Source organism: Lacticaseibacillus yichunensis (assembly GCF_003946405.1).
GTDB classification, from domain to species: Bacteria; Bacillota; Bacilli; order Lactobacillales; family Lactobacillaceae; genus Lacticaseibacillus; species Lacticaseibacillus yichunensis.
The window spans coordinates 1-14746 of record NZ_RHOG01000029.1 but is presented as its reverse complement, the minus strand read 5'-3'; the positions used below and the strand labels follow the sequence as shown (position 1 = coordinate 14746).

General features: G+C 55.3%; 11 protein-coding genes. 5 read left to right on the top strand and 6 right to left on the bottom strand.

Features of this window, described 5'->3' with window-relative positions; all coding sequences use genetic code 11:
* The first annotated feature begins 99 nt into the window (after positions 1–99).
* The 4 genes from EKM95_RS08995 (at position 100) to EKM95_RS08980 (ending at position 8223) form a co-directional block, all read left to right on the top strand.
* Positions 100–2979, top strand: coding sequence for a hypothetical protein (locus EKM95_RS08995; RefSeq protein ID WP_125697658.1), 2880 nt, complete (start codon positions 100–102; stop codon positions 2977–2979).
* A 149-nt stretch (positions 2980–3128) separates the two neighbouring features.
* Positions 3129–3821: a WxL domain-containing protein gene (locus EKM95_RS08990; RefSeq protein WP_125697656.1), complete on the top strand. Its 693-nt coding sequence runs from the start codon at positions 3129–3131 to the stop codon at positions 3819–3821.
* A 152-nt stretch (positions 3822–3973) separates the two neighbouring features.
* A complete protein-coding gene (locus EKM95_RS08985; protein ID WP_125697654.1) occupies positions 3974–4999 on the top strand; it encodes a DUF916 and DUF3324 domain-containing protein in 1026 nt (341 codons plus the stop codon).
* Positions 5000–5367: 368 nt separating this feature from the next.
* Positions 5368–8223, top strand: coding sequence for a hypothetical protein (locus EKM95_RS08980; protein ID WP_125697652.1), 2856 nt, complete (start codon positions 5368–5370; stop codon positions 8221–8223).
* A gap of 156 nt (positions 8224–8379) precedes the next feature.
* Here the strand turns inward: EKM95_RS08980 and EKM95_RS08975 are convergent, their stop codons facing one another.
* From EKM95_RS08975 to EKM95_RS08955, 6 genes are all read right to left on the bottom strand, one after another.
* Positions 8380–9222 (bottom strand): alpha/beta fold hydrolase, encoded by an 843-nt coding sequence (locus EKM95_RS08975; protein ID WP_125697650.1) that lies wholly within the window; start codon positions 9220–9222, stop codon positions 8380–8382.
* An 85-nt stretch (positions 9223–9307) separates the two neighbouring features.
* Positions 9308–9844: a TetR/AcrR family transcriptional regulator gene (locus tag EKM95_RS08970; RefSeq protein ID WP_125697648.1), complete on the bottom strand. Its 537-nt coding sequence runs from the start codon at positions 9842–9844 to the stop codon at positions 9308–9310.
* 93 nt (positions 9845–9937) lie between these two features.
* The gene (locus EKM95_RS08965) at positions 9938–11629 is read right to left on the bottom strand and encodes an oleate hydratase (RefSeq protein ID WP_125697646.1); all 1692 of its coding nucleotides are present in this window, start codon (positions 11627–11629) and stop codon (positions 9938–9940) included.
* A gap of 27 nt (positions 11630–11656) precedes the next feature.
* Positions 11657–11788, bottom strand: a complete 132-nt coding sequence (locus tag EKM95_RS11935) for a hypothetical protein (RefSeq protein ID WP_263852821.1) — start codon at positions 11786–11788, stop codon at positions 11657–11659.
* Positions 11789–11932: 144 nt separating this feature from the next.
* A complete protein-coding gene (locus EKM95_RS08960; protein WP_125697644.1) occupies positions 11933–12490 on the bottom strand; it encodes a TetR/AcrR family transcriptional regulator C-terminal domain-containing protein in 558 nt (185 codons plus the stop codon).
* Positions 12491–12545: 55 nt separating this feature from the next.
* Complete coding sequence (locus tag EKM95_RS08955) at positions 12546–12869, bottom strand: hypothetical protein (RefSeq protein WP_125697642.1); 324 nt, start codon at positions 12867–12869, stop codon at positions 12546–12548.
* A 634-nt stretch (positions 12870–13503) separates the two neighbouring features.
* On the opposite strand from EKM95_RS08955, the gene EKM95_RS08950 reads away from it, so the two are divergent.
* The gene (locus EKM95_RS08950; protein WP_225423270.1) at positions 13504–14682 is read left to right on the top strand and encodes a collagen-binding domain-containing protein; all 1179 of its coding nucleotides are present in this window, start codon (positions 13504–13506) and stop codon (positions 14680–14682) included.
* Positions 14683–14746: the final 64 nt, after the last annotated feature.

Below are 14746 nucleotides of genomic sequence, written 5' to 3'. Positions count from 1 at the left end.
CAACAAACAAATAAGTTTCAATGAAAGCGTTGCCAGAAAATAACATCATCCTGTACAATAGCGATAGCGGGAACAGATGTGTGGGGAGGGGTGACATGCATGAAACGGGTCTGGCATCTGGTGATGGTCGGCCTCTTACTTTTAGGGATGGTGGCGAGCGCGGGCCTGGTGTTGCCGGCGATAGCGGTCAAGGCTACGGCTCAGATCATTGTGCCGAAAACGGGACCCTCCGACTTTCCGGCGCCTTCCCCTGAGGCGTTTGGCAATCGCTCTGGGTTTCGGACGCAGCCGAATTATGTCGCCAGCAATGCCTTTGTCGATTGGGGAGACACAGAAGGCAAGTATCAGACGTTCCTGAAAAGTGATGAGACGGTCACGATGAAGGCTTCTTTTGGAAAAGACGGCAGTGATGGCCAGTATACGCTGGGTTTTCGTACTCGAATCAAGGTCGGGGACGCACCAGCCCAGACGAGTCCGATCGATATCGGGTTGAGTGCCTCGCAAGAACATGGGAGTCAACCGCAAAATGGGGTGAAGTGGACGCCGTATTGGACCGGCATGCCGAATGACTATCTGCATTATCAGCTGAGGTTTGATCAGTTCCATTTGACGAGCCCGACCTGGATCAGTTATCAGCTTGAGGTGGATTATCATCTCGGTCAGTCGCCGGTGATCGAACGTCGCTATTATTCAGCCCCCTTTTGGGTGCTGGTCTTTCCCGCCGACTATCCCCCTGTGATCGAGGCGACCCCGTCGATCGTTTTTCGTGGGGGAAGCGTGTCCGTTGGAATTGCGGGGTTGCCGGTGGGGGTCGTACCAGACTACCGCGATTATGAGACGCGGCTTGGCACCTGGGCGCCGCAGGGTGGGCAATTACTGTTCAGCCCCGTGAATGGTGCGGTCGGAGCGAGTCACTTGACCGCCCAGATCGACGTACCAGAACAAAGTCGGTCTGCTTTTTCCTATTCAGTCGAGGCGGCAGACCCGGTCGTGTATGCGGCGGACTTGCCGGATGTGCGCGGTTATGAGACTGGCGAGGCTGAATTTGAATTGCGCCTGCCCGCCGGACTTGAGGCGCGTAATACAAAGTGGCAACTGAATGGTGAGGCGATCAAAGACGACGAGCGCTTCACGCCAAGTACGGATCGGTTGGTGATTCGCCATTTGACGCCTGAGGATGCGGGCGTTGTCACGGCTACGGCTAATTATTTTCGCTTGAGTGATGGTCAGCCGGTCGCCACGAGCTTGGTGTCCAATCCCGCGCGCCTGATCGTTAGTACAGCGTTTCACGTGAAACCGAATCGCCGCATCTTGATCACCGCGCCGGATGCGCCTGAGGGGATGGCGATGACGCCCGTCCAGTTGGTTACGGAACCCGATGTGAGCCTGCGCGGGTCGCCGGAGTGGGAGAGTGCTGATGACACCCGATTGTTCGTGATGCAAGCTGGAAATACCGTGACGACAGAGGTAGAGGCGGTGCCTGGGACGAGTGGCCATGTTAGGCTCACAGCCCGCTCGGAGATCGAAAGTGCGGATGAGATGCTGGCGGCGGACCTCGATTTTTCCTTAGGGGTGCTGGCAGGGCCAGCTGTGATCGGGCCAAACGAGTTGGTGCGCGGCATTGCGCGGCCAATGCAGCCATTCGTTGCACCTGAGCCGCCCTTGGATGATGGCCTGTCCGTCGCCACGACGTATCTGTGGGAAGTCTCACAAGACGGGCAGACCGCCTGGACACTGACCGCAACGACAACGACGAACGAATTGCGTCGCCTTGCTTATGACGAGACCTGGTCCCATTTGTTTCTTCGCGTGCGCATTCACAGTGGCACGGATGACGAGGTGGTGACCAACACCCTTGGCGTGACACTGCGCCCGCCACTTGTCTTGACGGATCTGCGTTATGAGACACCAGCGCTGTTTTGGGGTGACGGCGCCGGACCAACCGCAATTCGGCCAACTCATCAGCCGAGCGACATGATCGACCCGGAATGGGCCACTTATCTGCTCGACTCCGGGGAAGATGGGGCGGCGGTGGCTAGTGTGGATGATGACGGGGTGATCGTTCCGCGCGGCCCCGGTCAGATCGCAATCGGTTTATACGCGAACTTGGCCGATGAAAGCGCCGCGATCACGCATGCGCCGATGATGGTGATGGCCTTGGCCGATCGTGCTGGGCGCATCGGTGAAACGGTCACGTTCAATATTCCAGAAGAGATGCTGACAATTTTTGAAGAAAATGCGTATTCAATAAGGGCGGTCAAATGGCAACGTGTGTCGGACGATGGCGCAAAAACAGTCCTTGCCGGGGAAACAGAAAACTCCCTGACAGTCGCGCTCACACCACAGTTCGATCGCAAGGCGCGCTATCAAGTGGAGATCGTGCTGCGTGATGAAATCTGGGGGACACAGACTATTCTCACGTCTAATCTGGCGACTCTCACTGTTGGCAATGCCCCCGTCCTTCAGCTGGTCGATGTGCCGAATTTCACGTTTGGCCACGAGAAAAACGGTGAGATGCAGGCGGCGACGGTCGAGGAATTGATTCATGGCGCCTATACCGGGCAAACGCCGCTGAATGAGGTGAGCCCGACCAATCTCGATTGGCTCTTGTCCTGGCCTGGCCAAGGTGAGGATAAGCGGCTGACCGTGATCGATACGCGTGATGCGCCGACGCCATGGCAACTCACAGTTAGCGCGGGCCAATTGAGTCACGCGAGCAACCGGCCAGTGGTAGGGGCCAAACTAGGTATTGGGTGGCTTTTGGGGCGTGACTTGGAATTGTTTCCGTTGATGACGATGGGGGATGACGCTCCAGTGGAAGCTCTCAACAGTCAGGCAAGGCCGGTGACTGATCAGAATTTTACGTCACCGATGTTCGGGTTTCTGAGTTTGCCGCCGCTTCCAGATGCGGTCAGCGGCAACTATCACGCAATCTTGACTTGGACACTGATCTCAGCACCAACACCTGAAGGGATGTGAGGCCGACGAGAAAAACGATTGGATGGGGAAATGGGCAGATCTTGGACGCGCGGTCAGCGAAGACTGATCGCAATTGATCGATACGGTGCGAGTGGTGGTTGCTCGCTCGCTAGAGTCAGACGTGTGACTGGAAAAAAGGAGGACAGACCATGAAACGTTCATGGGGTGTGAGACTTGCTGTGGGGGCTGGACTGTTATTAGCAGCGGCGGGGCCGGTCTTGCCGGTACTTGCGGCGGATGGCAATGGCCCGGGTGTGGTCGACAATCATATTGCAGGGGCTTTGATCGGGGCAGGCTTTGTCGTCGGCAGTGATGGCACCGCAACTGCCAATAGCACGGTAAATATTCAGATCGATCCGGGTACGTTGAGCCTTGACGCTGTGCCGAATCTACAATTTGAGAATGTTTCAATTGCTGACTTGGTGAAGAAGGATGTTGATGCAAAACTGACACTGGAAACCGCGATCACAGATAAGAATACTTTTGATGGCAATGACACGGGGCAGATCGCCGTTTCCGACTACCGCGGCACCAACACGGGGTGGAATTTATCGGCGACACTCGGGACATTTGACGACCTGACTGTCACAAACTTGAGCCTTGAGGGGGCAGTCGATAACGCTAATCCTGTGGCAGGTGAGTTTGCGGATAAGCCGCTGACGCCAGGTAGTGGGGCCACCAGTGTGATCAATGCCCCAATTGAAAAGGGTGCTGGGGATACGATTCTGCAGCTATCTGGTGGGACTTTGGCGTTGCCTAAGGATGAGAGTGCCAAAAAGGGCCTCCATCAGGCGACGATCACCTGGACGCTGAGTCAAGAACCAGAGACGACGACACCATAGGGGCCATAGGCGTGATCAACAACATTCGGCGCGACTCATGCGCTGACATCTGAACGGTGAGAGGTCAGTGCAACGGTTGCGTTGTGCTGGCTTTTTTTAACGCGATCGGCAAGCACTTTGAGCCGTGTGTGTCAGGCGGATCGGACACGAAAATGGGGGAATATTGGGTGCTTCGAAAAATGATCATCATCGTCGCCTCACTGCTAATGGCGCTGGCGGGTTGGCCTGTGGCGTCCGTTGAGGCCGTTGGGGCTGGGTTCACGGTGACACCGCAGCTCCCGGCAAACCAAGTGGGTGGCAATAAAGGTTACTTTGATCTGCTGGTCAAACCGGGGACCCGGCAGGCGCTCACGATCACAGTTGCCAACCAAAGCGCGCAGCCGAAAACGGTGAAGGTGGCGATCACCTCGGCCTTCACACAAGATAATGGCCAGGTGGGCTACAGTCCAAGTAGTAAGCGGGATCCGTCTGCCGTTGTTCAGCTTGTTGATCTGGCGTCGGCGCCTGTGACGTTCGAGCTGAAAGCCAATGAAGGGCGAAAAGTTACCTTTTTTGTGCAGTTACCAGATACCCCACTAAAGGGGCAGCTTCTTGGCAGTTTTTATGTGACGGATGAAACGGCGCCGGCCGCAGATGATCAGGCGGGCATGAGTATCACGAATCGATTCGCGATGGTCGTTGCCATTCAGATGCAGACCACGGAAAAACGCGTTGCGCCGCATCTGAATCTGCTGGGCGTCAAACCCGGCAATCAGAACGATCAAGCGGCCGTATTGGCAACGCTGCAAAATGATCAGCCGCGCTTGTTTGGTGGCATGGCAATCAAGGCAAGTGTGACCCGGGACGGTGACTCAAAGCCGCTTCTGACGCAAGACGCGGACAAATTGGCGATGGCACCAAATTCGTCGTTCAACTATGCGCTTTTCACTAAAACCCCTTTGGTCGCTGGAAAATATTGGCTGACACTGACGGCCACTGCCGGCGCGTACACGTGGCGGTTTCACCGCGCCTTCACAATCGATGCAAAGGCTGCGGCCCAGGTCAACAAAGGTGCACGATTGGCGGTGGTGCGCCCATTTCCGTGGTGGTGGGTGCTGATCGGCGGATTGTTGTTGATCGCACTGGGATTGCTCGGACTATTATTTTGGCGGAGGAAAAAAGATGAAGGGACAAAATAAACGGTGGCTGGGCTGGGTGTTGGGGGCCTGCTTGTTCTTGGTCACTCAGGGGCACCAGGTTGTTAAGGCGGCAGAAGCGATGCAATCGCAGGCACAGGTGGCCATTGTCGGAGATGCATTGGCGCCGGTCAACCCCCCGGCGAAGCCGCGTCCAACGCCGCCTGCACCGACCCCGACAAAGCCTGCGCGACCAGGGGGGAAAACGCCTAGCAGGGTACGACCGGGCGGTATTTTTCCCGCAACGGGAGAGGCAGCCATTCCATGGGCGGCTGGAATCGGGTTGGTGATCTTGATCGAGTTGTGGCTCTTGCTGCTATATGGAAGGCGAGGTGCGGCTCATGCGGAGACTTCATAAAAAGGGGGTGCTAGTGGTACTTAGCATCGCCTTGGTGATTGTGTTTGGGCTTCGGACGGAAATGGGTCGTGCCAGCCCTGTCGCCGCCGCCAATCCCAGTATTGTTCTGCCGCCCACAGTGCCCGTGGTGGCGGGGTCCGGGTTCCGCACCCCGACCGCAGATTCAACGCGCATCCTGACGCAGGCGAATTTTCGGGATACAGCGGGGCGCCAGCTGGGAACCGGGCGCGTGGGTCTCGTTCGGTCAGGGGAGCATATTCAGTTGCGGGCAGGAATCGGGCTGAAAATTTTAGAGGATACTGCCACACTTCAGGTTATGATCACTGCCCAACTTGGTGATCAGGTGCCACAACGAATGCTTGGAAATGAGGCGGGGACGCAAAAACAGCTTGGCCAGTTTGGCCTGACGTACCAAACGGGGCAAGCTGGGCGCCAACCCGATACCAAAAATATTCAGTATGGCTTCGTCGCGCCGCCCGTTAGCGCCCCCACTTGGATCACCTTTCAGATTGGGCTGACTATTACGCCACTATTTGGGCTCTTCGTTTCATCCGGGGAATACAGCACCGAATTACTGCGCTTGCTGATCTTGCCACAGTCCTACACACCGGAATTAACCTCTGAGCATGTCGTTCTCTTTGATGGGCAATCGGCCGATGTGCAAGTCGCAGGGCTACTCCCAGAGATCTCCCCCGAGTTTTCTCTTTCGGCTGGAACGGCGTTGACTGCACAAGCCCAAGGAAATGCCTCGCTGCGGCTGACTGGTAATGGGGAAGTCGGTAGTCAAATGATTGCTGGCACGCTATATTTTCCACCGTTGTTGCTGGGCGGAGCCGCCACGATTCAGGTCGCACCAAGGACGATGTATGGGGTGCATCTGCCCAATCAAACTGGTAGTCAAGGCGGCCAGGCGACGTTTCACCTTGCGCTCCCCAGCGAGCTTGAAGCCACCAACGTTCACTGGTTTTGGCATGATCAGGAACTGTCCGACCAGCACGATGAGACGGTCACGCTTCGCGGCTTACGGTTAGGCGATGACGGTTCGGAGGTCTATGCCGTCGCCGACTATCAAAAAGATGGGGTGGTACTTGAGCGCGGGGTGGAATCAAACAGGGCGCACTTGACTGTTCATCCGGCCGTGTACGCAATGGCGCCGCGGCAGGAACTGCTGATCGGCGGCTCGGACGCCTCGGCCGCGCAAAGTCAGACGACTTTCGAGTTTCAGCCGGCGATCACGGGAGACATTCCCAAGATCATATGGTCGGTGCTGGGGAATGGCCCTGCGAGCATCGACAGTGACGGGACACTGACGGCCGCAAAAACGTCCAGTGCAAGCGGCCTTGTGACCGTTCAGGCGCGTGTCATGGTTGGGGATGAACTGATCACGACGCTGACACAACAGGTCGTGGTCGGCCGTCTGACCGCCGCTGTCACCACCGAGACGGGCAAGGACGCGCGCTTCGATGCGCCGGCCAGTGATGGTAGTGCCTGGCGCTACACGTGGCAGACCAAGCTGCCCGCTGAGGCGAATTGGACAACGTTACCAGATGAAAAGGGGTCATCGTTGACCTTGAAGAACGTTCAGGCCGCCGATGCGGGGAGACAGGTTCGAGCTTTGATCCAGGTGGCGGGTGGACTCAGTGGAACGGCTCAAGTCACATCGAATGTGGGCGTCTTGTATCTCGAGGTGCCTCGAACTGACTATGAGCTAAGGACACAGTCCCCAGTCCTCTTCACAGCTGGCGATGACGATCTGGGACAGCCGGCCAGCACGACCACCATTGTCACACTGGCGGGCGTGCAGGAGTCTAAAATCACTGGGCTCACTTGGAAGTCGGTTGCGCTAGATGCGACGCGTTCAAGCAGCGCTGTTGTGATCACGCCGAGTCGTACTGATTCGCGGCAGGCAACGGTTGATGCGACGAGGATGCCGGGCACGGCGGAGATCGTGGCGCGCTTCCGCGAAAATGGGGTCCTTCAAGAAAGTCGGGTTCAGATCGAAGTGCTTTCGCTTGCGGCTATCAGGGTGGCGGCAAATAGCCCTCTGATTTTTCAGGTACCGACGACAACCGCAAGCCTTGGCATTGCCCCGACGTATGATTGGGTCCGAATGAGCGGGGGTCAAACGGTTCAAGTCACGGCAAGGCCGACCACTGCCGCTGTGACCCAGGTCGCTGCGAAGGTGACCAGTGCGCTCAATGGCGCCCACTACCAACTCACGATGCAATTCGACTATCAGGGGCAATCAGTCACGTTGCGCTCGAATGTCGCTGCAATCAGCGTCACCCCGCCCGATGGCTTGGTGATACAAACACTGCCGAGCGTTGCCTTGGCAAAATACGATCCTAGTCGCACGAATGCGCAGGGCACCTCGTATTTTCCCCCAACTGTTGCGGAGCTGATCACAGGTGCATTTCAAGGAAAGGACCCGCTCCCGCAAACACCTGAAGCGGGTCCACCAACTGCGGATTGGTTGCGCGATAGCAATCCCACCGATAATACGTTGCTGATCTCGGATACGCGCGGGCCGGACTCCGGCGAGTGGCAGCTCGGTCTGAAAATGACGCGCTTTGTGAGTGGTTTTTCAGGCAACACGTTAGCCCCACAGCCGGAAACCGGGGCTCTTCAGTTGGTTTTTCACACCGAGGATGGCGCCGCTTTGACGGTGCCGCCTGTGCCGATCGGTCGTGAGGATGCGACCATCCTATTGAAGCAATCGGCGCTTCCCGCGACACTTAGGAATGCGGAAGTGCTGATCTTCACTGTTGACGGCTTTTTAAAACTCGGCCCACTGCCGGCAACGCGGGTCAATTCGTATCAGGCCGAGCTGACCTGGGAGATCGCGTTGGTGCCGCAACCTGACGAATAACCCGGCTACGGTCTGGCCACGATGCCGCATTGTGCGCTTCTTTTTGCCTGCGCCCTGGACTTACCAGTCAATAGAATACGCAAATGGCCTGAGACAACGACATGCGTCTCAGGCCATTTTTTCATATCAGAGTCGAATCTGGTCGATGCAACGCGATCAGCGCTGATCCAGCACGGCGGCCAGCACCTCGCCAAAGCCTTCTGGTTTCTGCGCGTAGCCGAGATGGCCGCCAGGGATGATCGTGACAGGGACGGTCAACAGCTCGCTGATGGCGTTGATCACGGTCTGCGGGGTCGATCCCTTGGAATCGGTGCCGTTGAGCAAAATGACCTTGTCGCGATTCTTCTGGAAGATCGCCCAATCAATGGGCTGGCCCGTGTACTGCAAGATCTCGTATTTAAACCAGTACATCACGCCCGCCATGCGCTTGGGGTCTGGTGCGGTGCCGTCTGTTCCGGTGCCGGCCATCATCATTTTTGCGTCGAGCGGCTGGATCTTCATGGCGGCGCCGAACTTGTCGCGCGCCCCAGCAAAATCGCCACGGAGCGCAGTTTCAACGGCGTCCACATTTTGGGCGCGCGCGTTGACCTGATCGATCACCGTGCTTGTTGGACATTCATGTAGTGCAACTTTTGTAAAGCGGTCCGGGGCGGTGGTGAAGGCCTCGGCGGCAACGATGGAGCCGGAGCTGCTACCCATGAGGAAAACCGGCTGACTCGGGCTGATCGCGTCCGTCAAGGCGAGCACATCCTGCGCGTCGACCGTCAGGCGGTAGTGACTGTCAAAATCCGCCGCTTCGGCTGGCAGCGGCGCATCCATTACGGTGTCGCCGTAACCACGGCGATCGTAAGTGACCACGGTGTAGCGGTCCTTGAGCTCCTCGGCGACACCCTTGAAAATATTGCCTGTCCCGTTTGCGCCGGGCACCAGAATCAAGGCCGGTCCCTGACCTATTTTTGTATACGAAAGCTGTGCACCATTGACTTTAAGTAATGTCATCGTCTCACTCCTATCTTGTTGATAGGGCTAGTGTAAGGGTGACAGCGGTCGGCAACCAGCACAAAAATTCGTAAAGTGTCCCGTTTCATTTGAGGAGCGATAAAATTTGGCGGGTGCCAAGCTGACGGTGAAAATCGGCGATCTGTGTCGCGGGCAACGCAGGGTCGCTTTGTAGCCATTGAAGAAACAGGCTGACATGTGCCCCGACCAAAAATGCGGCCAACAGGTCATCGGGCATCCGAGCCTGACTGCCGCGAATCAGCGTTACGTAATGCGCTTGAGACTGATGCCGCAACGCATTTTCGAGGGCCGGCCAGCGCTGCTCAGTCAAAAAGGCGCGCATCAAGGGACGATTGGCCGCTGCGTAGCGATAAAAATTGGTGAAGTCCGGCTCGTTCATTGAGCCGCCGACAAACCGGGACGCGGTTTCGCGAACGAGGTCGGCTTGTAGCCAGTCGACAAAATCTTCTCGATCTTCAAAGTTGCGGTAGAATGTCGACCGCGCAACGCCGGCCTCATCCACGATCTCGCGCACACTGATCTTGGCTAGTGGCCGGGTCAATAGCAGACGGGCGAAGGCCTCTTTTAGCGCGCGCCGGCTGAGATCACTTCGTTGTGGCATCTGATCACCTCCATGTCACTCACAGTACCGCGAACGACCGTAAAAAAACAAGCCCAGCGTCCCCCTTCGCCGGGCTTGTTTTTGAACTTCAAGTTACTCAAACATTTTCTTAGTCGCGCGTAGCAACGTTGGAATGTCCTTGTCGTAGCGCGGTGTTTTGACCAGATGGCTCATTGGGATGCCGGCAAAATGATACGCGGCGATCTCGCCTGAGCGAACGGCACTTTGCTCGGTGAAGACCATCTGGTAAGGCTGCTCGGCGAATTCACCTGTGAAGGCGAGGTTGGTCGAGTGCGCCGGAATGACTAGCGGCCGATCGGATTTGGCGCGGTTGTTGAACAGCGCAGAGGCATATGGCATGTAGGATGGAATGCAGTTGATCACGGAATCCATGATTGCCTCAGTCTTGGTCTTGATGTTGACAGGACCAGGATCGACCATCGACAGCTGGCCGAGCAATTCTTTCAGCATCTCTTCGCCGGTCATTTCGATGTACGGCTTGTCGACGAATTCGCCGTGGCGCCGTGGATACAGGAAGTAACCCCAGATGACGGCCTCATTTGGCTTTTGCGTCGTGAAATGCGGCTGGTGGTGCACCACGATCGACATGTTGACATCCGGCTGGCCAAGCGGCGTGATCGGTGCGGTCGAGAGAAAACTGTTCAGCGCGTTGCCTGGAATCTGCGTCGTAATGCGGGTGATCTCTTTGAGCAGCAGGTGGTCCTTGGTGGTCAGGGTGAAGCTGACCCACTCAGAAGCATCGCGGTCGGCAAAGAATTTGTCAGGATTTCCCAGGTTATAAAAATGATCTGCCGCTTTTTTCCATAGCGCGGCCGACAGCCCATAATCCATGTTCTCCGGGGCGGCGGTGTGGTAGTCGCCGATCGTTGCGGAGTCGGTGATCGACCCGTTCGTGAAGATCACAGCGGTGTCGTCATCCACGGCGACCTGCTCGACCTTGCCACTCTTGGCATCGGTGATCTCAAGGCCGGTGACGGTGATCTCATCCTGCATCGCGCTATCCTTGAAGGTCCAATCGGTGACGATCTTGCCGAGCACGATGTTGACGCCTTTTTCTTCCAGATATTTGATCAGCGGCAGCATGATGCTTTCATATTGGTTGTAGCGTGTGCGGTTGACGCCGACCAGATGCTCGATCTGTGTGAATTCGTACAGCATCATGTGCATGTAGCGCCGCAGCTCCTGCGCCGAGCTCGCGGTGCGGAAGGCAAACGTGGTCTCCCACATGTACCAGAAGTTGGTGGTGAACATGTGCGGATCATCCTTGAAATAGTCGGCGATCGAGACGTTATCGAGCTGTTCCTCATCCTTGTCCGGCATCATCACGAGCTTGGTCAACAGCATCCGGTCGGTGTTGTTGAGGCCGAGGTGTCCGGCGTTCAAAATGCCTTCGCCTCGCCGCAGCAGACGTGCCTTGTCGAAGGTGCGGTGCTTGGCGTCAAAATCATGCGTATCCTCGGCTGCCGTCATGCCGGGCTCGGTGACAGATTGGACCCGAGACAGCAGGTCCATCAAATCCACGTAGGTCCGATAGTTGAGCATCCGGCCGCCTCGGGCAATAAAGCCGTTGGTGTTGTCCAGCGGGTGGTTGGCGTTCCAGTAATCCGCGGCTTGCTCGGTGGCGGCACTGCCGTCGTTTGAGCCATGGTCATCGATGCCATAGAACGTGATGGCGGAACCGTCCCATTTGCCTTCTTGAATCAGATACACAGCCGCAGCCATATTGGCCAGGCCTGCGCCAATCATAATCGCTTTTTTCTTCATGGAAAAATACTTCCTTTCCTGCTTTTATTAAACGCGATGGGATTCGAAGATGGCGTAATCTTTTGCGTCATCATGGAACCAGTCTAACTTGACTAAAGTGTATGCCGTTGCCGCAGCCGCGACCCCGACCAACGTGGAGAGCCAAAGTGCTTTTTTCATTTCATTCACCTCTCTGTTATTGTTTACGTTTCCATTTTAATGAAAAAAAGCCGACAAAAAAATGGACAACCTGGCCGGGTTGTCCAAAAGAAAAGGTTAAGAATCTGGTGGGCCGCGCCTTTATGAATGCATAGCGGGCACCGCTCAATGGAGCTTTCGCGCATTTTCCGTTGCGACCTTGATCGACCCGGTGAGCATCATTTCCGCGCGGTTGACCAGTGCGTCTTTGCTTTCCGCGAGGCCGTTCATCAACCACTGTATGATCTGGGCGACGATGGCCAAGCCGTAGAAGTTGCAGATGTCATCTTTGACGCGTTTAGGCAGCGCCGGGTCCGCATCATCGACGACCTTGAGGACCAACTGTTCGGCAACGGTTGCCAGCAGACGCTCCAGTAAGTCGCGGCCCACGGAATTAAAGCTGGCTAGACAAAAGGTACGATTCTCATCGATATAATCCAGCAAGATCCGATAGGCGGTCTGCCACTTAGCAATCTGCGCGTTTTTGGCGACCTGCGAGATGATCTCCTGGTCATAGACCCACGCGAGCAAGGAGTAGATATCGTCGAAATGATAATAAAATGTATTGCGACTGACCCCGGCTGCCTCGGTCAATGCGTCGATGGTGATGTGCTCCAGTGAGGTGGTCGCCATCATTTTTCGTAGCTGTTCGCCCAAGAGGCGCTTTGTTCTGTCGCTTGCCATGTGCTTGCTCCCGTCCCTCAAAAAAAGCCGCAAAAATTTGCGGCGCCTGATGCTCTTATACCAGTGGCAGATAGATCAATTCGACAAGTTGTTTGTGACTGGCAATATTGATGCCGGCGATCGGCTGCTCCAAGATCTTTTGATATTCGCTCAGGACATCAGACGGCAACGGTGTTAATAAGTGCAGATCATCAATAATGTCGCTCACTGACTGGGCACTCTCAATGTTGCCGAAGATATCGACTTTGCTGAGACAGTCGCCAAGTAAGTCCGTCAGCTCGGCGTCGGGCTTCCCATTTTCGTCTGTGATCACGACTTGTTGGTGGTTCAGCGGCAGATGGTCAAAACGGATCCATTTCAATGCGCCAAATACATTCATAACCGCACCTCGCCTCGCGTATTTGCGGCCCGCATCTGCGTCCGCCTAAGTTAATTGTAGGCAAAGGGCAAGCCAAACGCAATCACGAGAATAGCGAGGCGGGGGCGGAGCCGAGTGCATAAGGGCGGTAGCTGATCTGGTTCTGACGTTTTAGGCCGCACATAGTTCCAAGTAACGGAACCGGCTCGATGTCTTCCTCCTGCTCGGCACGCCCAACGGACTGAGCTTGCGGATGTCAGGACAGGGTGGTATAGGGGCGAAAATGAAACCCGAACATTGACTGGGGCGAATAAACCCATAAACTTTAAATTTATTTTTGACAAAGATTTTTACCGGATAGACTGTACCGCTTCGAACAAATGCCGGCTGACCGATAGTTGCGCCGCGAGTTAGTTAACTGACCAAATTGTTTTGAATGACAACTATCCGGGCAATTTGTCAGAAAGTTGTGTTTATTTTTGGTTGACTAATAATGGCTTAATTTCTTTTTAAGAGAGTGGATAAGCAATGTTTAAGAATCGTTTTTTATTTTAATATCCAATTATACTTGTTAAAGTTCCCCGACTCGTGTATAAGTGCTTAATGGGTTTAGTGTAAATTGTTGCAAATAGATTTGGGGGAATGATTTATTTTGATGAAGGATAAGCGTACCAAACTGTTTAGGCAGTTATCTGATTCGACTGCCAAGGGCCACTATCGTTTATATAAGTCCGGTAAGCTGTGGGTCAACCAACTTTTGATCGGTGGGGCCGTCGTGCTTGGCCTGACAAGCAGCGTTGCCGTTGTCAAAGCGGCGGACGCGACACCAGCCACGCAGCCAGCTGCGCGCAGTTCTGTGATTCAGAAAACGCCGACTGTCGAGGCGGAAAAGGTTGATGCTAAGGCATCGTCTTCCGTAGTGGCTGGATCGGCTAATGCGAAACAAGCCGACAATGCGGCAGATGCAACCTCCAAGAAGACTGTTGCCCCAGTGGCTACCAAGCAACCGGCTAAGCAACCGGCCCAGCAGTCGGTCCAGGCGAAGCCGAAGTCTGTTTTGCGTCTGGCAGCACTGCAGCCGAATGACACCGTTGCGGACTTTATTGCCAATGCAAAGACCATTGGTAGCAATACGGACTTCAAGGTTTTTACTGACCAGCATGGCACTGCCGCCACAGCCAATTGGATGCGCGCTTGGCTGAATAGCTATCAGTATATTTCGGTTGGGGATGTGAAGTTTCCAGGATGGACGCCGACGCATGCATCAGTTGCAATCGCCCAAGGAGACCTGACGGAAGAACACCCCGGCGTCTCTGAAATTTATGCCACCGATCCGGATTCTGACTTACCTTCATTTGTGAATGGAAAAATTGCTTCGACACTGAAGGGCATCGAAGGAGTTGGTCAGGAAACTGACATGACCGCCTGGGATATGCAACAGGCCATCAAAACCATCTCTGCCTTCTTTGACTCTTTAGCTGGCGATGGTTTTTATGACCCAGACAGTAATCCGAATGGTAATTTTTACAAGTCGACGGCGGATGAAATCGCCCAAGACCCAAACAGCGGTATTACACGTTTCACGGATGAGGATGGCAACTCTCTCTATGTTGTACACATTGATGGCAGTCAGGCATTTTCCACTCTGCAGGCGCAAGGCTTTGGCGACAAAGATACCGTGGTTTATGATGTGACTGGTAGTGGCAACTATACGGTAGGGGCCGGCGCTAGTTCGAGCGATTCTAAGTCGATCATCTGGAATTTGCCGGATTACACCAATGTCAATATTAAGACACATGCGGATGGGAAAATGCTTGTACCTAGTGGATACTGAATATTTGTAAGTGCCTTGTTTTCATGGGAACCGTTCCGTTACTGTCGTATAATGAATGCAGAGG

What these genes read in the sequence shown, in the direction of transcription:
- EKM95_RS08995 (WP_125697658.1), top strand. Translation starts at nt 100, where the DNA reads ATGAAACGGGTCTGGCATCTGGTGATGGTCGGCCTCTTACTTTTAGGG.
- EKM95_RS08990 (WP_125697656.1), top strand. Translation starts at nt 3,129, where the DNA reads ATGAAACGTTCATGGGGTGTGAGACTTGCTGTGGGGGCTGGACTGTTA.
- EKM95_RS08985 (WP_125697654.1), top strand. Translation starts at nt 3,974, where the DNA reads ATGGGGGAATATTGGGTGCTTCGAAAAATGATCATCATCGTCGCCTCA.
- EKM95_RS08975 (WP_125697650.1), bottom strand. Translation starts at nt 9,222, where the DNA reads ATGACATTACTTAAAGTCAATGGTGCACAGCTTTCGTATACAAAAATA.
- EKM95_RS08970 (WP_125697648.1), bottom strand. Translation starts at nt 9,844, where the DNA reads ATGCCACAACGAAGTGATCTCAGCCGGCGCGCGCTAAAAGAGGCCTTC.
- EKM95_RS08965 (WP_125697646.1), bottom strand. Translation starts at nt 11,629, where the DNA reads ATGAAGAAAAAAGCGATTATGATTGGCGCAGGCCTGGCCAATATGGCT.
- EKM95_RS11935 (WP_263852821.1), bottom strand. Translation starts at nt 11,788, where the DNA reads ATGAAAAAAGCACTTTGGCTCTCCACGTTGGTCGGGGTCGCGGCTGCG.
- EKM95_RS08960 (WP_125697644.1), bottom strand. Translation starts at nt 12,490, where the DNA reads ATGGCAAGCGACAGAACAAAGCGCCTCTTGGGCGAACAGCTACGAAAA.
- EKM95_RS08955 (WP_125697642.1), bottom strand. Translation starts at nt 12,869, where the DNA reads ATGAATGTATTTGGCGCATTGAAATGGATCCGTTTTGACCATCTGCCG.
- EKM95_RS08950 (WP_225423270.1), top strand. Translation starts at nt 13,504, where the DNA reads ATGAAGGATAAGCGTACCAAACTGTTTAGGCAGTTATCTGATTCGACT.